At 63.2% G+C, this 21,169-nt stretch carries 18 protein-coding genes and 1 pseudogene; 3 read left to right on the top strand and 16 right to left on the bottom strand.

What is annotated here, in order from left to right; genetic code table 11:
- From ccoO to ACSQ22_RS16160, 4 genes are all read right to left on the bottom strand, one after another.
- On the bottom strand, positions 1 to 633 hold the full coding sequence (gene ccoO / locus ACSQ22_RS16175; RefSeq protein WP_055395192.1) for a cytochrome-c oxidase, cbb3-type subunit II: 633 nt from the start codon (positions 631 to 633) through the stop codon (positions 1 to 3).
- 17 nt (positions 634 to 650) lie between these two features.
- Positions 651 to 2,090: a cytochrome-c oxidase, cbb3-type subunit I gene (ccoN, locus tag ACSQ22_RS16170; RefSeq protein WP_055395190.1), complete on the bottom strand. Its 1,440-nt coding sequence runs from the start codon at positions 2,088 to 2,090 to the stop codon at positions 651 to 653.
- A 64-nt stretch (positions 2,091 to 2,154) separates the two neighbouring features.
- Complete coding sequence (ccoS, locus tag ACSQ22_RS16165; protein ID WP_008906189.1) at positions 2,155 to 2,292, bottom strand: cbb3-type cytochrome oxidase assembly protein CcoS; 138 nt, start codon at positions 2,290 to 2,292, stop codon at positions 2,155 to 2,157.
- A complete protein-coding gene (locus ACSQ22_RS16160; protein ID WP_436130988.1) occupies positions 2,292 to 4,733 on the bottom strand; it encodes a heavy metal translocating P-type ATPase in 2,442 nt (813 codons plus the stop codon). Before ACSQ22_RS16160 ends, ccoS begins: the two co-directional genes overlap by 1 nt.
- Before the next feature lie 107 nt (positions 4,734 to 4,840).
- Between ACSQ22_RS16160 and ACSQ22_RS16155 the strand changes: the two genes are divergently transcribed.
- Both ACSQ22_RS16155 and ACSQ22_RS16150 read left to right on the top strand, forming a co-directional pair.
- Entirely contained in the window at positions 4,841 to 5,284 is a 444-nt protein-coding gene (locus tag ACSQ22_RS16155; RefSeq protein WP_055395188.1) for a universal stress protein, read from the top strand.
- Positions 5,285 to 5,385: 101 nt separating this feature from the next.
- Positions 5,386 to 6,120 (top strand): annotated as a pseudogene (locus ACSQ22_RS16150) (LysR substrate-binding domain-containing protein).
- 227 nt (positions 6,121 to 6,347) lie between these two features.
- On the opposite strand, the gene ACSQ22_RS16145 reads toward ACSQ22_RS16150, so the two are convergent.
- From ACSQ22_RS16145 to ACSQ22_RS16110, 8 genes are all read right to left on the bottom strand, one after another.
- Positions 6,348 to 6,776, bottom strand: coding sequence for a hypothetical protein (locus ACSQ22_RS16145; RefSeq protein ID WP_436130898.1), 429 nt, complete (start codon positions 6,774 to 6,776; stop codon positions 6,348 to 6,350).
- A 404-nt stretch (positions 6,777 to 7,180) separates the two neighbouring features.
- Entirely contained in the window at positions 7,181 to 8,734 is a 1,554-nt protein-coding gene (locus ACSQ22_RS16140; RefSeq protein WP_436130897.1) for a malonate--CoA ligase, read from the bottom strand.
- A 50-nt stretch (positions 8,735 to 8,784) separates the two neighbouring features.
- On the bottom strand, positions 8,785 to 9,588 hold the full coding sequence (locus ACSQ22_RS16135) for an enoyl-CoA hydratase/isomerase family protein (protein ID WP_436130896.1): 804 nt from the start codon (positions 9,586 to 9,588) through the stop codon (positions 8,785 to 8,787).
- Between the two features lie 141 nt (positions 9,589 to 9,729).
- Positions 9,730 to 10,731, bottom strand: a complete 1,002-nt coding sequence (locus ACSQ22_RS16130) for a Bug family tripartite tricarboxylate transporter substrate binding protein (RefSeq protein ID WP_436130895.1) — start codon at positions 10,729 to 10,731, stop codon at positions 9,730 to 9,732.
- A gap of 174 nt (positions 10,732 to 10,905) precedes the next feature.
- Positions 10,906 to 12,429, bottom strand: coding sequence for a malonyl-CoA decarboxylase (locus ACSQ22_RS16125; protein WP_436130894.1), 1,524 nt, complete (start codon positions 12,427 to 12,429; stop codon positions 10,906 to 10,908).
- On the bottom strand, positions 12,426 to 13,094 hold the full coding sequence (locus ACSQ22_RS16120) for a GntR family transcriptional regulator (protein ID WP_121508748.1): 669 nt from the start codon (positions 13,092 to 13,094) through the stop codon (positions 12,426 to 12,428). The genes ACSQ22_RS16125 and ACSQ22_RS16120 overlap by 4 nt, the downstream gene beginning before the upstream one ends.
- A gap of 368 nt (positions 13,095 to 13,462) precedes the next feature.
- The gene (gene lgt, locus ACSQ22_RS16115; RefSeq protein ID WP_436130893.1) at positions 13,463 to 14,290 is read right to left on the bottom strand and encodes a prolipoprotein diacylglyceryl transferase; all 828 of its coding nucleotides are present in this window, start codon (positions 14,288 to 14,290) and stop codon (positions 13,463 to 13,465) included.
- Between the two features lie 24 nt (positions 14,291 to 14,314).
- Entirely contained in the window at positions 14,315 to 15,241 is a 927-nt protein-coding gene (locus ACSQ22_RS16110) for a LysR family transcriptional regulator (RefSeq protein ID WP_121506934.1), read from the bottom strand.
- A gap of 121 nt (positions 15,242 to 15,362) precedes the next feature.
- Here ACSQ22_RS16110 and ilvD point away from each other — a divergent pair, with 121 nt between their 5' ends.
- Entirely contained in the window at positions 15,363 to 17,069 is a 1,707-nt protein-coding gene (gene ilvD / locus ACSQ22_RS16105) for a dihydroxy-acid dehydratase (protein WP_436130892.1), read from the top strand.
- Positions 17,070 to 17,172: 103 nt separating this feature from the next.
- Here the strand turns inward: ilvD and ACSQ22_RS16100 are convergent, their stop codons facing one another.
- From ACSQ22_RS16100 to ACSQ22_RS16085, 4 genes are read right to left on the bottom strand one after another with little or no spacing between them, the layout of a single operon-like run.
- Positions 17,173 to 18,384, bottom strand: a complete 1,212-nt coding sequence (locus ACSQ22_RS16100) for a YncE family protein (protein WP_436130891.1) — start codon at positions 18,382 to 18,384, stop codon at positions 17,173 to 17,175.
- The gene (locus tag ACSQ22_RS16095; RefSeq protein WP_121506936.1) at positions 18,381 to 19,145 is read right to left on the bottom strand and encodes an ABC transporter ATP-binding protein; all 765 of its coding nucleotides are present in this window, start codon (positions 19,143 to 19,145) and stop codon (positions 18,381 to 18,383) included. Before ACSQ22_RS16095 ends, ACSQ22_RS16100 begins: the two co-directional genes overlap by 4 nt.
- Positions 19,146 to 19,171: 26 nt before the next feature.
- Complete coding sequence (locus ACSQ22_RS16090) at positions 19,172 to 19,975, bottom strand: ABC transporter permease (protein ID WP_436130890.1); 804 nt, start codon at positions 19,973 to 19,975, stop codon at positions 19,172 to 19,174.
- Positions 19,976 to 20,012: 37 nt separating this feature from the next.
- The gene (locus ACSQ22_RS16085) at positions 20,013 to 21,134 is read right to left on the bottom strand and encodes a glycosyltransferase family 4 protein (RefSeq protein ID WP_436130889.1); all 1,122 of its coding nucleotides are present in this window, start codon (positions 21,132 to 21,134) and stop codon (positions 20,013 to 20,015) included.
- Positions 21,135 to 21,169: the final 35 nt, after the last annotated feature.

Genomic DNA, 21,169 nt, shown 5'->3' with positions numbered 1-21,169 from the left:
TTACTTGAGCGCGCGGCCCATGACTTGCAGGTACGCAATCAGCGCTTCCATCTCCGTCTTGCCCTTGACATCAGCGGCAGACGCAGCGATCTGTTCGTCGGTGTACGGCACACCCACAGTGCGCAGGGCCTTCATGCGCGGCGCCACGCTGGCGGGGTCCACGGCGTTCTTCTCCAGCCAGGGATAGGCAGGCATGTTCGATTCGGGCACCACATCACGCGGGTTGTTCAGGTGGATGCGGTGCCATTCGTCGCTGTACTTGCCTCCCACGCGGTGCAGGTCGGGGCCTGTGCGCTTGCTGCCCCACTGGAAGGGGTGGTCGTACACAAACTCACCCGCCACCGAATAGTGCCCATAGCGCAGCGTTTCAGCGCGGAACGGGCGGATCATCTGCGAGTGGCAGTTGTAGCAACCTTCACGGATGTAGACGTCGCGGCCCACCAGTTGCATGGCGTTGTAAGGCTCCACACCCTTGACCGCCTCGGTTGTGGACTTCTGGAAGAACAGTGGCACGATCTCTACCAGGCCGCCGATGGCGATGACCAGCAGGATCAGCACGATCATCAGGAAGTTGTTGGTTTCCACCTTTTCATGGGAGAAGCCGGTCGAATTCGATGGGTTGTTGTTAGACATGAGTTATCTCCTTCGGCTCAGGCGTGGGCCGCATTCACGGCAGGGATCGCCACCTTGACCGAACGGCCCGAGATCGCTGTCATCCACACGTTCCAGGCCATGACCAACATGCCCCCCAGATACAGCAGGCCACCGGCCACGCGGATCACATAGAACGGATAGGTCGCCTTCACGCTTTCCACAAAGGTGTAGGTCAGCGTGCCGTCGGGGTTGATGGCGCGCCACATCAGGCCTTGCATCACACCGGCAATCCACATCGCGGCGATGTACAGCACGATGCCGATGGTGGCCATCCAGAAGTGCAGCTCAATGGCCTTGATGGAGTGCATCTTTTCGCGGCCAAACAGTCGGGGCACCAGGTAGTACAGCGAGCCCATCGAGATCAGACCCACCCAGCCCAACGCGCCAGAGTGCACGTGGCCCACGGTCCAGTCGGTGTAGTGGCTCAGGGCGTTGACGGTCTTGATGGACATCATCGGACCTTCGAACGTGGACATGCCGTAGAACGACAGCGACACGATCAGGAAACGCAGGATGGGGTCGTCACGCAGCTTGTGCCATGCGCCCGACAGGGTCATGATGCCGTTGATCATCCCGCCCCAGCTGGGTGCCAGCAGGATCAGCGAGAACACCATGCCCACCGATTGCGTCCAGTCAGGCAGCGCGGTGTAGTGCAGGTGGTGAGGGCCGGCCCACATGTAGGTGAAGATCAAGGCCCAGAAGTGCACGATCGACAGGCGATACGAATACACGGGTCGTCCCGCCTGCTTGGGGATGAAGTAGTACATCATGCCCAGGAAGCCTGCGGTCAGGAAGAAGCCCACGGCGTTGTGGCCATACCACCACTGCACCATGGCATCCTGCACACCGGCGTAGGCCGAGTAGCTCTTCATGAGGTCAGCCGGGATCGCAGCGCTGTTGACCACGTGCAGCAATGCCACAGCCAGGATGAACGCGCCAAAGAACCAGTTGGCCACATAGATGTGCTTGACCTTGCGCACACCGATGGTGCCAAAGAACACGATGGCATAGGACACCCATACCAGCGTGATCAGGATGTCAATCGGCCATTCGAGTTCAGCGTATTCCTTGCCCTGGGTGTAGCCCATTGGCAGGCTGATGACGGCCCCGGCAATGACCAGCACCCATCCCCAGAAGGTGAAGGCCGCCAGGGGCCCGGCAAACAGGCGAACCTGGCAGGTGCGTTGCACCACGTAGTAACTGGTGGCGAACAGCGCACTGCCACCAAACCCAAAGATCACCGCATTGGTGTGCAAGGGTCGCAAGCGGCCATAACTGAGCCACGGAATGCCAAAGTTGAGTTCAGGCCAGGCAAGCTGGGCGGCGATGATGACGCCCACCAGCATGCCAACCACCCCCACAACCACGGCCAGGATAGAAAACTGCCGCACCACTGTATCGTTGTAGTGCGCAGCATTTGTTTTTGGAGAATCCATCGGGCACCTCTTTGTAATGCAGTAAGAGTTTGTTGCAGTCAGCTTTTTTGGGCATTGACACAAGTCAACCGTCTCGGAGAATCCGCTCTCCCTCTTGCTCGACACTCTCGAACTGGCCGTGGTAGACCGCCCACCACAGGCCCGCCAGAATCATCAGCACCAGCACCACGGACAGTGGAATCAGCAGATAAAGAATGTCCATCAGGCAGCCTCCAGCCAGCTTGTTTTTGAGATATCAATCGGCACAGCGCCCTGTTGTGGCCGCAGGTCTTCGCCTTGCGCAGGCAAAGCCGGCAGGTCGCGCGCAAGGCGCGCGGCGTTGAGCACCACCAGCAGCGAGCTAAGCGCCATGCCCAACCCGGCCAGCCAGGCTGGCATCCAGCCCACCACCGCCAGCGGAACACACAACGCGTTGTAGCCGGCAGCCCACCACAGGTTCTGGCGCACCACACGCAAGGTACGGCGCGCCAGCAGCACGGTCTGGGGCACCAGTGCCAGGCTCTCGCCCAGCACCACAAAATCGGCCTGCGACTGCGCCAGCGGCACCGCACGGCCAAATGCAAACGACACATGGGCCCCTGCCAGCACCGGGCCATCGTTCAGCCCATCGCCCACCATGGCCACCTGGTGGCCACCCGCCTGCAAGGCCTGCAACGCAGCCAGCTTGCCCTGGGGCGTGCACTCGCCCACCGCCTGGGCAATGCCCGCTTGCGCCGCCACACGTTGCACCGCGCCCACGCGGTCGCCCGACAGCAGTTGCACCGCCACGCCGCCCTGCTCCAGCGCAGTCACTACAGCCGGTGCCTCAGCGCGCAGGTCTTCCACCAGATCGAAACGGGCCAGCTCGGACACTGCGCCGCTGACATGCTGCTCCGACAGCACCACCTGCAGCGCCGACCCCGCTTCTTCAGGCGCCACGCCTGCATGGTGCGCAGACCCCAGCCGGACCTGGCGCGCGGGCTGTCCGGCCCCCAATCTGTCGTGCACCCTGGCCACCAGGCCCTGCCCGGCTTCTTCCTGCAGATCGGTCACCGCCCAGCGACCATCATCCAGCGCAGCAGCCGCAGCCACCACGGCTCGCGATGCAGGATGCATCGAGTGGCGCGCCAGAGACGCCGCCATAGCCAACACCTCTTCCGTGCTCCATCCATGGGCGGTGTGTACGGCCTGCAAGGCCATGCCGTCCCGCGTGAGCGTGCCGGTCTTGTCGAACACCACGGTGTCCACATGGGCCAGCGCCTCCAGCCCCTGCAGGTTGCGCACCAGCACACCATGGCGCGCCAGCGTGCCAGCGGCGGTGAGCATCGCCACCGGTGTGGCCAGCGACAGCGCGCAGGGGCAGGTGACGATGAGCACAGCCACCGCCACCATCAAGGCATGCCCCGGGTCGGACGGCCACCAGTACACCGCAGCCAGGCCCGCTGCCACGAGCACCGCCACCAGAAACGGCCGCGCAATGCGATCCGCCAATTGGGCAAGGCGTGGCTTTTGCAGCGACGCGCTTTCCATCAGCGCCACGATCTGGGCGAAGCGGGTCTGCCCGCCCGTGCCTTCCACATGCACCTCCACCGGCGCCTGCAGGTTGTAGCTGCCCGCCGTGACCGTGCTGCCCACGGGGCGCGCCACGGGGGTGGACTCTCCCGTCAGCAGGGATTCATCGGCGTGCGTGCTGCCCAGCGTGATGCGTCCATCGGCCGGAAACGCCTCGCCCGGCAGCACACGGATGGTGTCTCCCGCCACCACACGGCGCGTGGCCACGCGTACAAAGCTGCCATCGGCCGTGCGCCGCTCTACGCTGTCGGGCAGGCGGTTCATCACAGCTTCCAGCGCACCGGCGGTGCGGTCGCGCAGGCGCAGCTCCAGCCAGCGGCCCGTGAGCAGGAAGAAAACAAACATCGTCAGCGAGTCGTAGTACACCTCCTTGCCGAAGATGCCTGCAGGGTCGAAGGTGCCCGCCGTGCTCACCACAAAGGTGATGGCCATGCCCAGCGCCACGGGCAGGTCCATGCTGACGCGGCGCAGGCGAATATCGCGCAGCGCACTGCTGAAGAACGGCCCACACGAGAACACCACCATGGGCAGCGTGATGACCCACGAGGCCCAGCGCAGCAGTTGCTCCATTTCGCCCGTCAGGTCGCCAGGTTGCGCCACGTACGCGGGCCACGCGTACATCATCACCTGCATCATGCAAAAGCCTGCCACCAGCCAGCGCCACAGGGCACGGCGGTTCTCACGCTGGCGCTGCTCGCGCGCAAAGGCATCCATGGCGGGCATGGCGCGGTAGCCTGCCTTGTGCACAGCGTCCATCCACTGCGAGGGCTGCACCTGGGAGGGCTGCCACACCACGCGCGCACGGCGCGTGGCAGCGCTCACATCCGCCTGCAGCACGCCGGGCACGCTGCGCAGGGCATCTTCGATGGTGAGGGCACAGGCCGCGCAGTGCATGCCGTCCAGCACCACCTGGGAGTCCCAGGCACAGCTGGCGGGATCTTCGGCAGCCTGGCCCGTTGGCCCCACAGGCCGACCGAACGCCGACCACTCCTGCGGGTCGTCCAGCAGCACGGCGTGCGCGGCAGGCTCCGCATTGGAAACAGCATCGGGCGGATGTGCCGGGGAGGAGGCCGGCGCACCGGGTCGAAACATTGACATGGTTCAAGCCTATCGTTCGGGCATGACAGGTACATTGACCTGCATCAAGTCCCAGAACATGATTCATCCTAAGCTTGTTCCATCACTTTGAGGAGACCTTTATGTACAAACGCATCCTGATCGCAACGGACGGCTCACCCCTTTCCGACAAGGCCGTGGAACACGGACTGTCGCTGGCCGCGCTCACCGGCGCCTCTGCCGTGGCTCTCAAGGTGGTGCCCCGCTACCCCCGCAGTTACTTCGAGGGCGGCATGCCCGTCGATACCAACGACGTCAAGCGCATCGAAACCCAATGGGGCGATGCGGCACAGGCCATGGTCGATGGCGTGAAGGCCCAGGGCGACGCCCAAGGCGTGGCAGTCAAGGCCGTCATCGCCAAGTCCGACCTCGTGGCCGAAGCCATCATCTCGGCCGCCAAGAAGCACAAGTGCGACCTGATCGTGATGGCATCGCACGGCCGCAAGGGCCTCAAGCGCCTGTTGCTGGGCAGCGAGACGCAGCATGTGCTGACGCACTCGCACATCCCTGTGCTTGTGCTGCGTTAAGCATAAATTCAAGCATCAAAACAGGCTCTAGCGCTTGTCCATAAAGCGCTAAAAGCTATTAAATACATAGCAAAACACCGAGAAGGCTAGACGCCCGCTCGGTGTTTTTTCATTCCCGTCCAAATGTTCGGCGCCTCGTGCTTGCCCAATTTGGGGTGCCGTGGCTGTTTCCGCGCCTGGGCCACTTCAAGCGCACGCTGCCGCAGGTGTCGCTGAACTTTGTGCGCTACCAGCACGCGCACGACTTTGCGACGCCGCACGAGTTCGACGCTGCCATCCAGTACGGCTACGGCAACTGGCCCAGCGCCAATGCGCGCTATCTGATCGGCAAAGAGACCTGCATCGTCTGCAATCCCCAACTGCGCGACGCCCTGCCCTTGCACACCCCGCAAGACCTGATGCGCGCCACGCTGCTGCAGCACATCGAAGTGCCCCTGGCGTGGCAAGACTGGTAGGAAGCACATGGCCTGGACACCAGCGCCAGCCGCTTCGGGCCGGGCTTTAACCTGTATTCACTCATCATCTGCGCAGCGGTTTCAGGCTTTGGCGTAGGCATCGTGCCCACCTGCCTGGTGGAAGACGAATTGCAGGCCGGCACGCTGGTCGAGCCCCTGAAAGACCGCTTTGACAGTCCGCTGGGCTACTACCTGTGTGCGCACACGGCCCGCACCAACTTATCGGTGTACCGGCTGGTGGCCGGGTGGCTGGAGCACTGCTGCAACCATGCGGAAGGGGCTGCTGCGCCTGCGACTACAGAGGCGGGGCCGGAATGCATCTTTTGTGCGCCACAGCAAGGCGTGGTGAAGCCAACACCGTCACTACTGCCGCTGCCGTAGCGGGGTGATGAGGCCTGTGCGTTGGTGAACCTGCGTGTGCTGGCACCGCCGGTTTTTGTGCGAACAGTCTGCTTCGCAAAAACCAGGCTCTAGCGCTTATAGATAAAGCGCAACAAGCTATCAATTAAATAGCAAACACTTCTTACATCGCCAAACTTCAACACGAAGGAATCGGCAGCATCATCACCCGATGCCGGGAAGCCCCCTCACCCAGCCAAGGACAGGCCTCAATCCGCCCGGCACTGAGAAGAGGTGCTTGACACCACGGAGTAGTCGAACTCCGCATCGATGGAGATGCACGCCGACTCGGGGGAAAACGGTGGAAACCAAGCCACAATTTCACCCCCATTTTTGGCAACGTGAAAGAAGCGGTCGACCTTGGACCAATTCGCTTTGAACCCATCGCTTTCTGAGCAAAACATCTTGGTGCTGGTATAGCTCTTGCCGGAAACGACGTAGCTGTATTCCACCACTGGGAACGGGCGAGTGCCTCGATTTACTTTCACCGGGCGGCTATCAATTTTGAGAAACCGCACCGGTGCGCTGAGGTAGGCGCACGGTGAAACTTTCGGAGTCAGAAAAAGAGGGGCGAGTGATGCTCCGATGATCGCGATCAGGGCGATTCCGAAGGGGATGGAGAGGATGCGGCGATTCAACTGTGTGGCCCAAAGGTGACACGAGAGGCGCTTAGAGGCCCAAGGCCACAAAGCGTCATATGAACATCAGGCGTACCGACAAAGGTTGTGGGCTATGGCCATGGACTCTGACGCGGGCTGACAAGATTTAGAGGACAACGCTCGAACCAGTCGAAGCTGACAAGGCATTTCCATATCGAACTTCTCAAGCACTTCCTGAACATCTCAGCGCTTTACGCTCTACAGGAGCGCATGTTTAAACAGAATCACGCCCCAGACATCGCGGATCAAGCGAAAAAAACGGTCTCACATCTGAAGTGCGCCACCCAATACCAGCATGCCAAGACCACAAGAGCCCATAAGAGCGAAACAGGCCCGCACGATGGCGGACATGCAAAGGCGGCCACAAGACCTGCCTCAAGGCATCACACAAACAACCCCTTGTACTGCTCCCGCAGCAGGTTCTTCTGAACCTTGCCCATGGTGTTGCGAGGCAATTCAGCCACCACAAAGCACTTCTTGGGGATCTTGAAGTTCGCGAGCTGGGACTTGAGCTGGGCCACGATGGCGTCAGCGTTCAGGCTGGCTCCGGGCTTGGCAATCACCACGGCCACGCCCACTTCGCCAAAGTCGGGGTGCGGCACGCCGACCAGGGCGCTTTCGGCCACGCCGGGCATGTCGTTGATGTAGCCCTCGATCTCTGCCGGATAGACGTTGTAGCCGCCGCTGATGATGAGGTCTTTGCTGCGGCCTACGATGTGGACGTAGCCGCGCTCATCGACCTTGCCCACGTCGCCGGTCTTGAAGTAGCCGTCTTTGGTGAACTCTTCGGCGGTCTTTTCAGGCATGCGCCAGTAGCCCTTGAACACGTTGGGGCCCTTGACCTGGATGCCGCCGATCTCGCCCACGGGCAGGTCTTTGCCGTCGTCGCCCTGCACGCGCAGGCTCACGCCCGGCAGGGGGAAGCCGACGGTGCCACCACGGCGCTCATCCTCGCCTTTGTATCGCTTGTCGGCGCTGTAGGGGTTGCTGGTGAGCATGATGGTTTCGCTCATGCCGTAACGCTCCAGAATGGTGTGGCCGGTGCGTTGCTGCCATTCCTTGAAGGTTTCGATCAGCAGCGGTGCAGAGCCTGCAATGAACAGGCGCATGTTCTTCACGGCCTCTTTGGTCAGGCCGGGCTCTGCCAGCATGCGCACGTACAGCGTGGGCACGCCCATGAACACGGTGGCGCGGGGCATGGCGCCGATGACGGCCTTGGGGTCGAACTTGGCCATCCAGATCATCTTGCTGCCGTTGATGAGCGCACCGTGGATGGCGACGAACAGGCCGTGGACGTGGAAGATGGGCAGCGCGTGGATGAGCACATCGCCCTTCTTCCAACCCCAGTAATCCTTCAGCATCACGGCGTTGCTGAGCATGTTGCCGTGCGTGAGCATGGCGCCCTTGCTGCGGCCGGTGGTGCCGCTGGTGTAGAGGATGGCGGCCAGGTCGTCGGCACTGCGGGCCACGGCCTGGTGCTCATCGCTGTGGTGGGTGGCGCGCTCGAGCAGGCTGCCGGTGCGGTCGTCGCCCAGGGTGAACACATGCTGCGTGCCCAGCGTGAAGGCAATCTTGCTGACCCAGCCGAAGTTGCCGGGCGAGCACACCACCACCGCTGGCTCGGCGTTGCCGATGAAGTATTCGATCTCGGCGCTTTGGTAGGCGGTGTTGAGTGGCAGGAACACGTAGCCCGCGCGCAGCGTGGCCAGGTACAGGGCCATGGCTTCGACGGACTTTTCCACCTGCACGGCCACGCGGCTGCCTTGGGGCAGCTTGAGCGATGCGAGCAGGTTGGCGATGCGGGCGCTGGCGCCGTCCAGGTCGCGCCAGGTGTAGAACAGCGGGGTGCCGTCTGCCGCCATGGTCTCGACGGCGGTGCTGTCCAGGTCAGACGGGAAGGCTGCGCGCAGGGCGCTGAAGAGGTTGTTTTGGCTCATGGCAGTTGGACGGTTTTAAAGGTTTGGATCAACAAGGCGGGCGGGGCCCGTCAAAACAACGGCGCGCGTTTTTCTAGGAACGCGGTGATGCCTTCGCGGTGCTCGGCGCTGTCCGCGTAGGCATAGGGGTCAGGCGCCCCTTTTACTATATTTTTCATAGCTTCTTGCGCTTTACCATCAAGCGCCAGAGGCATTTTTAATGCCCGAAATATCTGCTTGTTCATGCGGGCGGCCTGCGGCGCCAGTGCGGCGATGCGCAGTGCGCTTCCCTGGGCCTCGGTGGCCACCATGTCGTCGGCCACCACACGGCTCAGAAAGCCGCGTGCCAGCATGTCGGCGGCACTGAAGGTGGCGGCCTCCAGCAGCATCTGCCGTGCGGTCACGTCACCTACAGCACCCGCCACCAGCTGCGCCTCGCGCGGGGCCATCGGGAAACCCAGCTTGGCAATCGGCGCGCCAAAACGCGCACCACTGCCCGCCACGCGGATGTCGCAGCAGCTGGCAATCTCCACCCCGGCACCCATGCAGGCGCCACGGATCTGCGCCACCATGGGCACGTCGCACTGGAGCATGGCGTTGAGCCCACCCCAGACGTCGTTCTCATGAAAGTCGCGCAAGGCAGCGACATCAAACCGAAAGCCAGGGTACTCCGAAATGTCACCGCCCGCACAGAAGGCATCGCCCTCCCCCGCAATGAGCACGCAGCGCACATCGCTGCGCTGCTGGATGTCTTCAAACACCGTACGCAGCTGCCGCCACATGCCACGCGACATGGCGTTCAGCCGCCCGGAGTGGCGCAGGGTGACGTGCGCCACTCCACGCTCACCCGATTCCATCAACACTTCACCCGACATCTCGGCAACCTATCAAGTTATGCACATTACTCAGCCCTGAAAGCCCGCGCTACACCATCGCGAGTGCCACCGTGGAACCGGCTTTGCCGGGCCACGGGTGGCGTCCCCCTTCAGGGGGAAGGCGCAAAGCGCCACAGGGGGTTAATCAAGCTTTGCGCCAGAGGCCTTCACCACCGCCGCCCAGCGCTTGACCTCGCTGCTGACCATGCCCGCAAACTGCTGCTGGGTCATGCCGCCGTATTCGGCGCCGTTGTTGGCCCAGATCGTTTTGAGTTCGTCGGCGCTGCCCAGCTTGCGCACCTCGTCCACGATGCGCGCCTGCACATCGGCGGGAGTGCCCTTGGGTGCCCACAGGCCGTACCAGGTGGTGACGGTGTAGTCGGGCAGGCCAACTTCGGCGGCGCAGGGTACGTCTGGGAACGCGGCATTGCGCTTGGGGCCCGACACCATGAGTGCCTTGATACGGCCACCTTTGATGTGGGACGCCGAGGAACCGAGCCCGTCAAACATCATGTCCACTTGCCCACCAATCAGGTCCTGCAGCGCGGGGCCGGCACCCCGGTAGGGGATGTGGGTGATGAAGGTGCCCGTCTGCTGCTTGAACAGCTCGCCCGCCAGGTGGTGCGACGTGCCAGCGCCCGCAGACCCGTAATTGAGCTTGGCGGGGTTGCGCTTCACATAGTCCATGAACTGCTGGAAGTTGCTGACCGGCACGTTCTTGGGGTTGACCACCACCACCTGGGGCACGTTGGCCAGCAAGAACAGCGGAATGAAGTCCTTCTCCAGGTCGTAGTCGAGCTTGGGGTACATCGACGGGGCAATCGCGTGGTGCACGGCCCCCATGAAGAGCGTGTAGCCGTCTGGTGCAGCCTTGGAGGCAAAGCTGGCCCCCACGGTGCCGCCCGCGCCCCCTCGGTTGTCGATCACCAGCGTCTTGCCGGTGGCCTTGGAGAACTGCGCTGCCAGGGGGCGCGCAAAGGCATCGGTGCCGCCGCCCGCAGGGAACGGCACCACCAGGTTCACCGGCTTGGTGGGCCAGGCCGATGCCTGGGCCCATGCAGGCACCGTGCCCGTGGCCAGCCCCAAACCTGTGGCAGCAGCCCCCAGCAGCACCTCGCGGCGCTGAATTCGCATGTCTTTCATTCCTTGTCTCCTGTCGTCGTTGTAAAAAAGGAAAGCAGGCCTACGGTGCCCCACCGTTCAAAACCGTGCCAGGCACCTGCCACCATCGGCTGGCTCCCCCTCTGAGGGGGTCCATCGGCCATTGTCTGCGCCGATGATGACGATGATGGCATTGCGCGGCACCGGGGCCTGCGGTCAGTCACGGCACAGGCTGTCGATGTCCCCCGACACCGGCACCTTGCCTTGCGCGAGCAAGCTGCGGTGCTTGTCGATGCGCTTGAGGTCGTACAGGTAGTTCACCATCAGCCCGTACGATTGTTTCAGTCCTTTGCTGGACGGGTCTCCCGCCCAGTTCAGGCGTTCCACCCGCGCTCCGTTGCCCAGGTGGAAGCGGGCCACCGGGTCCACTGGCTTTCCGTCCTGCAGCTCACGGGCCAGGTAGCGTGCGGCGCACTCCATCAGCATCTGGCGCACGGGCGATCGGGCATCGAGGTCGGTGGCCTTGTCGAGCGCAGCCAGCAGATGGGTGGCCTGCGGGGGTTCGAAGCCCACGGCCCGGCCCAGCTCGGTGCGGCGCTTGTCATCCAGGCGCTCCAGCATCGCACCGGCATGCTTGCCCAGCCAAGCGCGGAAACCCGGAATCGGCGACAACGTGGCAAAGGTGCGCAACCGGGGAAATTCGGCCGTGAGGGTCTCCACCACATGCTTGATGAGCGAATCGCCAAAGCTCACACCGCGCAGCCCGGTCTGGGTGTTGCTGATCGAATAGAAAATCGCCGTGGTGGCCCGCCCGATGTCAGCGGGTGCCGCCGCTTCGTCGAGCAAAGGCGTGATGCTGGACGAGATTTTGTCCACCAGCGCCACCTCCACAAAGATCAGCGGCTCGTTGGGCAAACGCGGATGAAAGAAGCCGTAGCAGCGGCGGTCGCTGTCGAGCCGGTTTTTCAGATCGGCCCAGCTGCGGATGTCATGCACGGCCTCGTACTTGATGAGCTTTTCGATCAGCGAAGCGGGCGAGTCCCACGACAGGCGGCGTAGCTCCAGAAAGGCCACGTCAAACCAGGTCGAGAACAGGTGCTCCAGCTCGGCATCCAGCGCCAACAGGCGCTTGTCGGACTTGAGCAGGGGCAGCAGCTCGGCACGCATGTCCAGCAAGAACCGCATGCCTTCAGGGAACGCAGAAAAACGCTGCAGCAGCCGCGTGCGCGGCGACACCAGTGCGCGGCGCAGGCTGATCTCGGCCTGGCCTTCTTCGGCCGTGCCAGCCGCCGCTTCGTAGCGTTGGCGGGCCGATTTGAAGCGCGTGGCGTCGGGGGCGAACTGCTCGCACATCAGCAGCCACATGTCGCGGCGCTCTTCGGGCTCGGCCTTGGCATACCACTCGGCCACGGCCTGGGCGCGGCGGCCGCCTTCGATCTCGCTCACCTGCGGGGCCACCACCTCCTGCAGGTCGGCCAGCAGGCGGCGCAGCGCGCGGGGCGACAGAGCCTCCTGCCCGCGCCGCAGCGTGGCCTGCAGCCGCTCGTTGGTGGAACGTGGCACGGCGACCTTGGCCACCACATCGGTCACCGATTTGTCGAGCCCGGCGCGGACCGGTTTGTCGGCCGCCTTCTCGCTTGCCTTCTCGCCGGTCTTGTCAGCGGGCTTGTCTGCGGCGGGCGCTGTCGTGCGCAGGCGCGACACGCTGCGGGTGATCCATTCGGGGGTGCTGTTGATCATGGGGTGAGCCTCGATTGCTGGTTGCGGGCTACGTCGCGCAGCGCATCGCGCTGGCGCAACAGATGGTTGCGCATGGCCTCTTCAGCGGCATCGCAGTCGCGCGCCTTGAGCGCGGCGAACACGGCCAGATGCTCGGCCAGGCTTTGCTGCAGGCGGCCGGGCACATGCAGCGTTTGCGCCCGGGCCAGGCGCAGGATCTTTCGCAGGTCGCCAATCACCTGGGCCAGCCAGCGGTTGTCCGCCAGTGTGATGAAGGCCTCGTGGATGGCGTAGTTGGCTTCGTAGTAGTCGGCGATCAGGCCTTCGGACGCAAATTGCTGCAGCCGCTGGTGCAACACGTCGAGCGCGGCAATGTCTGCCGCCACCGCCTTGCGTGTGGCCTCATGCGCTGCGCGGCCTTCAAGCAGTGCGATCACCGGGAAAAGGTCATCCAGGTCGCGTTCGGTGATCTCGGCCACAAAACATCCCCGGCGTGGCTCGTGGCGCAGCAAGCCCTCAGCCACCAGCACTTTGAGCGCCTCGCGCAGCGGCGTGCGCGAAATAGCGAGCCGCTCACACAAGGCCGCTTCGTCCAGAAAACTCCCGGGGGGCAAGGCGCCCGCGAAGATTTGCTCGCGCAGGCGCGAGGCGGCTTCGTCGTGCAGTGAGTTGGGAACCGGGCGCATGGTGCGGGTGAAACTCCAGGGTGTCAGGGTGCGCAGGCAAAACGCCTGCATCTTTTGCTGCCAACGCGACTTCAAATGCCGTCAAACGTCAACATCACTCTGAATAGCTCGTAATTTCTCATAATTACGCAAAATCACAAGAGGAAAACCCTGAAATGTGCCCATGGGGCGACAAACGGTGCACCCATGGTGCAGAGATGCAACACGAGAGCCGTTTCATTTCGGTAAAAAGCCGCATGGGAAGCGCGGCGGAGGCCGGGTCAACACATCGCCCCGCCTTACCCACCGGCAGAGCACTTACCTTGCAACGGAAAGCGCTACTATTTTCATAGCATCTAGCGCTTATCAGTCAGCGCTAGAGGCCAATTTCACCTGATTTTTTGCGCCACTGCGGGCTGGCGCTGTGCCCACACCCACAGGCCCACGCCCGCGGCGATCATCGGCACGCACAGCCACTGGCCCATGCTCATACCCAAGGACAGGATGCCGAGGAACGCATCGGGCTCGCGGAAGTATTCGGCAATAAAGCGGAAGGTGCCATAACCCACCAGGAATGCGGCGGCCACCTGGCCCTGGCGACGTTCTTTGCGCGCATACAGCCACAGCAGGATGAACAGCAGCAAGCCCTCCAAGAGGAACTGGTAAACCTGCGACGGATGGCGTGGCTGCAGGGAACCGCTGTGTGCAAACACCATGCCCCACGGCAGGTCCGGGCTGGCAAAACGGCCCCACAGTTCGCCGTTGATGAAATTTCCCACCCGCCCTGCGGCCAAACCCGTGGGCACGCAGGGCGCCACAAAGTCGGCCACCTGCAGCCAGGGGCGCTTGCGCGAATGTGCGAACCACAACATGGCCGCTATCACGCCCAACAAGCCACCGTGAAAGGCCATACCCCCTTGCCACACGGCAAAGATTTCCAGGGGGTGACTCAGGTAATACGCAGGTTTGTAGAACAGGCAATACCCCAGGCGCCCCCCCACCACCACACCCGCCACCCCCAGGAACAGGATGTCTTCCACGTCTTTGCGCGACCATGCGCCAGGGCCGGTGATGGAGGCAAACGGCTCGTGCCGCAGACGCCGGATGCCCAGCAGCATGAACAGGCCAAAAGCCGCAAGATAGGTCAGGCCGTACCAGTGGATGGCCAGCGGGCCGATCTGCAGGGCGACAGGGTCGATGTGGGGATAAGTCAGCATGGGGGCGATTGTGCACGCGCAGCACTACCCTTTCAGGGCGCTGGCCTGCACCTCATGGGCCACAAAGTCGATCCACCGGGCCAGTGCGGGCGGCACAGTGGCGCCCCAGACCAGGCTGGTTTCGCATACAGGCGCCAGGGGAGACTTGCCGCCCAGCTGCCGGTAGACAACGCCCGGCCGCTGAAACTGCTGCACGCTGGCAGGCACCCAGGCCAGCCCCAGGTCGGCCGACACCAGGTTGACGATGGTCTGCATCTGGATGGCCTCCTGGGCCACCTGCGGCACCTGCCCCGCTGCGTGGTACAGCGCCACGATCGCGTCGTACAGCGATGGCAGGATCGGGCGGGGGAAAATCACCAGAGGCTCCCGCAGCAGGTCAGAGAACCGGACGGTGGGCGTGCGCGCCAGCGGGTGAAGCTCAGGCAGCGCAAGCACCAACGGCTCTTGCGCCACACACAGGCTTCGCAGGGCAGGTGGCGCCTGGCCGGGCGTGTGCAAAAGCAGCCCGGCATCAATCTCCCCCCGCTCCAGCGCCTGAAGTTGCACGTCGCCCGTCGCCTCGATCAATTCAAGCCGCACCCCGGGCCACTGGGCCCGGAAGGCACGCACCCACTGCGGCAGCATCCCAAAACCCACGGTCGAGACAAACGCCAGACGCAGCCGCCCCACCTCCCCCGCCGCTGCTGCGCGCGCCTGTGCGGGTAGCGCCTGGGCGCGGTCGAGCAAATCCAGCACCTGCGGCAATAGGGCAGCCCCGGCTGGAGTGAGCTGCACGCTGCGTTTGGTGCGGTCGAACAGCTGAAGGCCCAGCGTGCGCTCCAGCCCGGCGATGGCCTGCGTGAGCGGCGGTTGTGTCATGTGCAGGCGCTGCGCCGCGCGGCCAAAGTGCAGTTCTTCAGCCACAGCGGCAAACTGCCGCCACAAACGCATATCAATGAATGGCTCCTTCATATGCCGTACATATTAATCGCCCTGTACAAATGGATTGGATGGCGCCCACCAATCGCCGCATACTCGCGGCTGCGAAAAGTTTCCCCACCCACAAGAATCGCTCCACGAAGGAAAACACACCATGGCAGACAACAAAGTCATCCCGATCCAGCCCATCAACCGCCGCAGCGCCAACATCACCCAGGGCAAGTCGCGCGCACCCAACCGCTCCATGTACTACGCCATGGGCTACGAGGAAGGCGACTTCGTGAAACCCATGGTGGGCGTGGCCAACGGCCACAGCACCATCACGCCCTGCAACAGCGGCCTGCAAAAGCTGGCAGACGCGGCCATCGCAGGTATCGAGGAAGCCGGTGGCAACGCCCAGGTATTCGGCACCCCCACCATCAGCGACGGCATGGCCATGGGCACCGAAGGCATGAAATACAGCCTGGTGAGCCGCGAAGTCATCAGCGACTGCATCGAGACCTGCGTGGGCGGTCAGTGGATGGACGGCGTGCTGGTGGTAGGCGGCTGCGACAAGAACATGCCGGGCGGCCTGATGGGCATGCTGCGCGCCAACGTGCCCGCCATCTATGTCTATGGCGGCACCATCCTGCCCGGCCACTACCAGGGCAAGGACCTGAACATCGTGAGCGTCTTCGAGGCCGTGGGCGAGAACGCCGCCGGCAAGATGAGCGACTTTGACCTGAAGGAGATCGAAAAGCGCGCCATCCCCGGCACCGGCTCGTGCGGCGGCATGTACACCGCCAACACCATGTCCAGCGCGTTCGAGGCCCTGGGCATCAGCCTGCCCTACTCGTCCACCATGGCCAACCCGCACGACGAAAAGATGAACTCGGCCAAGGAATCGGCCAAGGTGCTGATCGAGGCCATCAAGATGGACCTGAAGCCGCGCGACATCGTGACCAAGAAGTCCATCGAGAACGCCGTGGCCGTCATCATGGCCACGGGTGGCTCCACCAACGCGGTGCTGCACTTCCTGGCCATTGCCCACGCGGCAGGCGTGGAATGGACCATTGACGACTTCGAACGCGTGCGCGTGAAGACCCCCGTGCTGTGCGACCTCAAGCCCAGCGGCAAATACCTGGCTGTGGACCTGCACCGCGCAGGCGGCATCCCGCAGGTCATGAAGATCTTGCTGAACGCAGGCCTGCTGCATGGCGACTGCATCACCATCGAAGGCAAGACGATTGCCGAAGTGCTCAAGGATGTGCCGGACGAGCCGCGCGCCGACCAGGACGTGATCCGCCCCATCAGCAACCCGATGTACGCCCAAGGCCACCTGGCCATCCTCAAAGGCAACCTCAGCCCCGAGGGCGCTGTGGCCAAGATCACGGGCCTGAAGAACCCCGTGATCACCGGACCGGCCCGCGTGTTTGACGACGAACAATCGGCACTGGAAGCCATCCTGGCCGGCAAGATCAAGGCGGGGGACGTGATGGTGCTGCGCTATCTGGGCCCCAAGGGCGGCCCCGGCATGCCCGAAATGCTGGCCCCCACTGGCGCGCTGATTGGTGCTGGCCTGGGTGAAAGCGTGGGCCTGATCACCGACGGCCGCTTCTCGGGCGGCACCTGGGGCATGGTGGTCGGCCACGTGGCGCCCGAAGCGGCAGCCGGTGGCACCATCGCTTTCGTGAACGAAGGCGACAGCATCACCATCGACGCACGCCAACTGCTGCTGGAGCTTAACGTGAGCGAAGAAGAGATCGCCAAGCGCCGCGCTGCCTGGACGGCCCCCCCACCGCGTTACACGCGCGGGGTGCAGGCCAAGTTCGCGTTCAATGCATCGAGCGCCAGCAAGGGTGCGGTGCTCGACGCGTATTGAAGTCCAGCGCTTTCAAAAAGCAAAAGCCCGCCGCTCCCGGCTGGCTTTTTTTTGCTGCCAAGACCATGGCATCCGCGTTGTGTGCCCCCGCGTGACTTGCGTCTTAAAACCCGCGCCGCCTCGACCGCCACCGGATCCAGCCGCCCGCCAAAGCTCTCAATGGTGCGGTCACACGCCAGGACCAGCTCGCGCGCATCAATCCCACTTCCTTTCGCACGGCCGCCGTCACGGCAGCCTCACGGGCCGCTACATCCCGCACCAGCCGAAGTACGGTCACCCGTGTACGGTCTGCAGGTGAGGCACTGGGCGAGCCTGGGTTCACCGCATCTTCTGGCGCCGAGGCTTCCACACCAGCCTCGATGTCGAGGATGTCGAAAAAGGCCAGAGGCTGCTCTGCACAGGTGGTCACCATCAGGCCCCAGGGCTCATGCACATCGATGCCCTTGGGGCCACCCTCGCGCGGGTTGTGGTGCCCCCGCTCAAACACAGCGTCCTCCAGCACGCGGAACACGGCATTCGGCTCGGCCAGGCTGCACCACCCGGAAGGAGCCCGGTGAAACACGGCCACATGGGGGGCGCCAGCATCCGCCACCAGCAGAATGCGCCCGCCCGCCAGGAAACACAGCCCATGGGGGTAGCTGACGCCACGCAGTTGTGCCGAAGGCGCGTTGCCAGGCGCAAGAAACTCATCGTTGCAGTAGAGCGCGACAATGTGGCGGTCGTGGTTGCTGACCGCCACCCATTCAGCATTGGGGTCCAGCGCCACACCATCCGGAACCTCCAGCCCGTGCTGCATGAGAAGCTGCGCATCCAGATGGGAAAAACCGGCAGCAGCGTTCAGCAGGTGATGGGTCACGTAATGGGAAAAGCCGTTGCACACCCACAGCTCGTGCAAGCCTGCGCCCAGATCCCGTGCGCACAGGCTTCCTGGGGTACTCAGGAGCTCCGTTTCCTGCTTGCCGATCACGGACAGGGGCTCCAACGTGTGCAACGCGGTCAGGCCATCCGCCGGGGGAATGTCGAACAGCGATACATTGCCCTCCCGGCTGGCGACCGCGATGATGCTGTTGCTGATCCAGCACAGGCCATGGGGGCGCTGGAGGCTGGTGGACGCAACCTCCACGGCATCCGTCAGGTAGAGCACCTTCTGCCCGTTTTCAAACTGGCAGTCCATCCCCACGACCAGCACCCTGTCGAGGGTGATGGCAGCAAGCGCCACACGGCGTCCGTCGGGCGACCAGCTCACATCTTCGGTTCGCCCCATGGACGCAATGGCGTCCAACACCTCTGCGGGGCCGATGCATGCCAGTCTCATGGCGAAACTCCTTGCTGGATGTTGTGAAACGCCAAGGCATCGTCCACACTGCCATCCATCACCACGCATCCATCTTTAAGGACCAACGCTCGATTGCAAAAGCTCTTGAGAATGACCTCGTTATGGGATGCCAGCACCAGAATGGAGACCTGCTCGATCAGCCCGTTGATGCGCTCCTTGGCCTGGCTGAAAAACTTCGCATCACCAGCACCAATCATCTCGTCCATGAGCAGAATATCGGGAACCACGCTCGTGGAAACGGCAAACGCCAAGCGTAGCAGCATGCCCTGTGAGTACGTCCTGACCGGCAACTGAAGATGCTCGCCCAGCTGTGTGAATGCCTCTACCGAGGGTATGAGGCCCATCGCCTGCTTGCGCGTCAGACCCATCACGATGCCCCGCATGATGATGTTGTCGTACCCAGTGGCGTCGACATCCATGCCCAGCATGATGTCTGTGAGCGCTGCAATCCGGCCACTGAAGGACAGCTCGCCTTGCATGGGCTCATAGACGCCCGAGAGCACGCGCAGCAGCGTGGTTTTGCCAGCGCCGTTCGAACCAATCAGGCCGACCCGATCCCCCGGACGCAGCAACAGGCTCACATCACGCAACGCATGCACGCTGACCTGCCGCAAACCGCTGGCCTCCACACGGGCCTTGTCACGCATAGGAAGCCCCAGCACCGTATTGAGCAGGCCCCGTGACCGCGTAGTGAACACGGGAAAATCGATAGATACGTTGGACAACTGGATATGGGCCATCTTGGGATACCGAAGGGTGGCGGCGCCTACAGCCAGTACACAATCCGCCGCCGAATCGCGACGTACTGCCAAAAGAAAATCAAACCCAACAGCAGGACCACCCCCGCTGCGGCACCCCAGGTCTGCAGGCTGGGGACCTCTCCCATCAAGGGGCTGCGCGTCAGGTCCAGAAAAAGCGCCAATGGATTCAGGCGTACCACCCACTGTGCACGTTCGGTCAGCTGGGCAGGCACCCAGAGCACGGGGGTCACAAAAAAACTGACCTGCATCAGGCTGCCCAGGGCCACCGTCACGTCACGAAAGCGGGCCGCAAGGCCCCCCAGAATGGCAACTACAAAACTGGCAGCCAGCAAAGTCAGGGCGGTGGCGCCAAGCAGCGCCCCCCACTGCACAGCCCCCAGCCGTCCCGCCCACCACAAGACGGCCAACACAATGACCGCGCTGTGCAGCATCAGGATGGAGCATCGAAACACAGTGCGGAACACAAACGCCATCTTGGGGTAAGGCGTCTGCTTCAAAAACGCGTCCGAGCCGATATAGGTCAAGCAGCCCTCGTTGATCAGCGCACTGAAATACCCGAACAGCACATGCCCAGCACAAAAATACAGCAGGTACCAATCGGCCGGGTACTTGAACAGTTGGGCGCCGATCAAGCCAAATGCAACGATGAAAATGGCCGTGTGCAGCGTAATCCAGACAGGCCCCAGAAAGGTCCGCCGATACTGCTTGGCGACATCGTTCCAGCCCATAAAACACCAGAAGCGCCACGCCACCATGGCGCTCCAGATGTCAAGCCCCAACAATTGAACTTGCCTCTGACGCGCAGACACGGGGGGATTGGCGGTTGAATGAGCCATCACAGCAATATCAAGCCATCGACTCGTAGACGCGCAGGGTTTTTTCTGCGCACGCTTGCCAGGTGAAAGCGCGCACGCGATCACGCCCGCGCGCAACCAGTTGGCCCGCCAGTTCTGAGTTCTCGGCAACTCGGCGCATCGCGTCCGCGAGTTCGTCGATGCGCAGAGGATCAATCAGCAAGGCCGCATCCCCCGCAACCTCCGGGATGGAGGTCGTGTTGGACGCCACCACCGGCACCCCCGCCGCAAAGGCTTCCAGAACCGGCAGTCCGAATCCCTCGTGGAGCGACGGGAACACCAAGGCCGTCGCACGCTTGATAACCACCTGAAGATCAGCATCCGGCAAGTGCTGCAGCCAGCGGACATGTTTGAGCGCGCCCCCGGTGAATTGGGCGACAACGTCTTCGCACCCCCAGCCCGGTTTGCCGACCACCACCAACGGAAACTCCCGCTGCAGAGGCTCGGGCAGGCTGGCGTGGGCCAAAAGCAGGCGGCTGATGTTCTTGCGCGGCTGCAGGGTACCGACGCTCACAAAATAGCGGTCTGGCAATGCATGCCGATCCCGCACGGCTTTTTCCACGGACTCATCGACCGGAGCAAACCACTGCGGACCTACACCCAGAGGAATGGCAGTGATCCGCTCTTCGGGCAGGCGGAAGTGCGTAGCGATCTCCTGGCGGGAGTAATTGGAAATCGTGATGACCTGCTGCGCCCAGAACGCAGTACGCCGCCACAATTCGTTTTTCAGGCCCTTGAACCGGTATCGGACCCACTCGGGGTGAGAGAGCGGGATCGCATCAAAAATCGTCGCCACCACCGGCGTTCCACGCAAGCGCGGAACCAGATGGTCGGTGGCATGGATGACATCAATCCCCGCGCAGAGCGCGCGGCGCACCCTGCCAAAGTCCACCCCCGGCAGCGTGGCGGCCAGGGCCTGCCGCGCAAAAGGTCCAAAGGACATCGCAGGTGTCGCGCCCTGCCAGAGGCTCGCCGGAGCATCGAACAGATAGGGCTGCAGTTGCGCTGACGGCGGCATGGCAGCCATCAGCTCCCGGGTGTAGGTACCAATGCCATCCACACCACCCTGCTGGACAGAACGTGCCAGCACGCTGACGCCAAAAGCTACCCTCATCGGGCCACCTCACACAGCAGCCAGCAGGGCGCACA

The sequence above is a fragment of the Acidovorax sp. LjRoot38 genome (assembly GCF_964252975.1).
GTDB lineage: Bacteria > Pseudomonadota > Gammaproteobacteria > Burkholderiales > Burkholderiaceae_C > Acidovorax > Acidovorax facilis.
Note: the sequence above shows the minus strand (reverse complement) of the source record. Positions and strands in the feature narration are given on the sequence as shown.

Bases quoted from the DNA above. Each gene is read 5' to 3' on its own strand.
- ACSQ22_RS16155 (WP_055395188.1), top strand. From the start codon at position 4,841: ATGTACAAACGCATCCTGATCGCAACGGACGGCTCACCCCTTTCCGAC.
- lgt (WP_436130893.1), bottom strand. From the start codon at position 14,290: ATGCTGACTTATCCCCACATCGACCCTGTCGCCCTGCAGATCGGCCCG.
- ACSQ22_RS16125 (WP_436130894.1), bottom strand. From the start codon at position 12,429: ATGATCAACAGCACCCCCGAATGGATCACCCGCAGCGTGTCGCGCCTG.
- ilvD (WP_436130892.1), top strand. From the start codon at position 15,363: ATGGCAGACAACAAAGTCATCCCGATCCAGCCCATCAACCGCCGCAGC.
- ACSQ22_RS16120 (WP_121508748.1), bottom strand. From the start codon at position 13,094: ATGCGCCCGGTTCCCAACTCACTGCACGACGAAGCCGCCTCGCGCCTG.
- ccoO (WP_055395192.1), bottom strand. From the start codon at position 633: ATGTCTAACAACAACCCATCGAATTCGACCGGCTTCTCCCATGAAAAG.
- ACSQ22_RS16135 (WP_436130896.1), bottom strand. From the start codon at position 9,588: ATGTCGGGTGAAGTGTTGATGGAATCGGGTGAGCGTGGAGTGGCGCAC.
- ACSQ22_RS16095 (WP_121506936.1), bottom strand. From the start codon at position 19,145: ATGGCCCATATCCAGTTGTCCAACGTATCTATCGATTTTCCCGTGTTC.
- ccoN (WP_055395190.1), bottom strand. From the start codon at position 2,090: ATGGATTCTCCAAAAACAAATGCTGCGCACTACAACGATACAGTGGTG.
- ACSQ22_RS16085 (WP_436130889.1), bottom strand. From the start codon at position 21,134: ATGAGGGTAGCTTTTGGCGTCAGCGTGCTGGCACGTTCTGTCCAGCAG.
- ACSQ22_RS16160 (WP_436130988.1), bottom strand. From the start codon at position 4,733: ATGTTTCGACCCGGTGCGCCGGCCTCCTCCCCGGCACATCCGCCCGAT.
- ACSQ22_RS16110 (WP_121506934.1), bottom strand. From the start codon at position 15,241: ATGAAGGAGCCATTCATTGATATGCGTTTGTGGCGGCAGTTTGCCGCT.
- ACSQ22_RS16100 (WP_436130891.1), bottom strand. From the start codon at position 18,384: ATGAGACTGGCATGCATCGGCCCCGCAGAGGTGTTGGACGCCATTGCG.
- ACSQ22_RS16130 (WP_436130895.1), bottom strand. From the start codon at position 10,731: ATGAAAGACATGCGAATTCAGCGCCGCGAGGTGCTGCTGGGGGCTGCT.
- ACSQ22_RS16140 (WP_436130897.1), bottom strand. From the start codon at position 8,734: ATGAGCCAAAACAACCTCTTCAGCGCCCTGCGCGCAGCCTTCCCGTCT.
- ccoS (WP_008906189.1), bottom strand. From the start codon at position 2,292: ATGGACATTCTTTATCTGCTGATTCCACTGTCCGTGGTGCTGGTGCTG.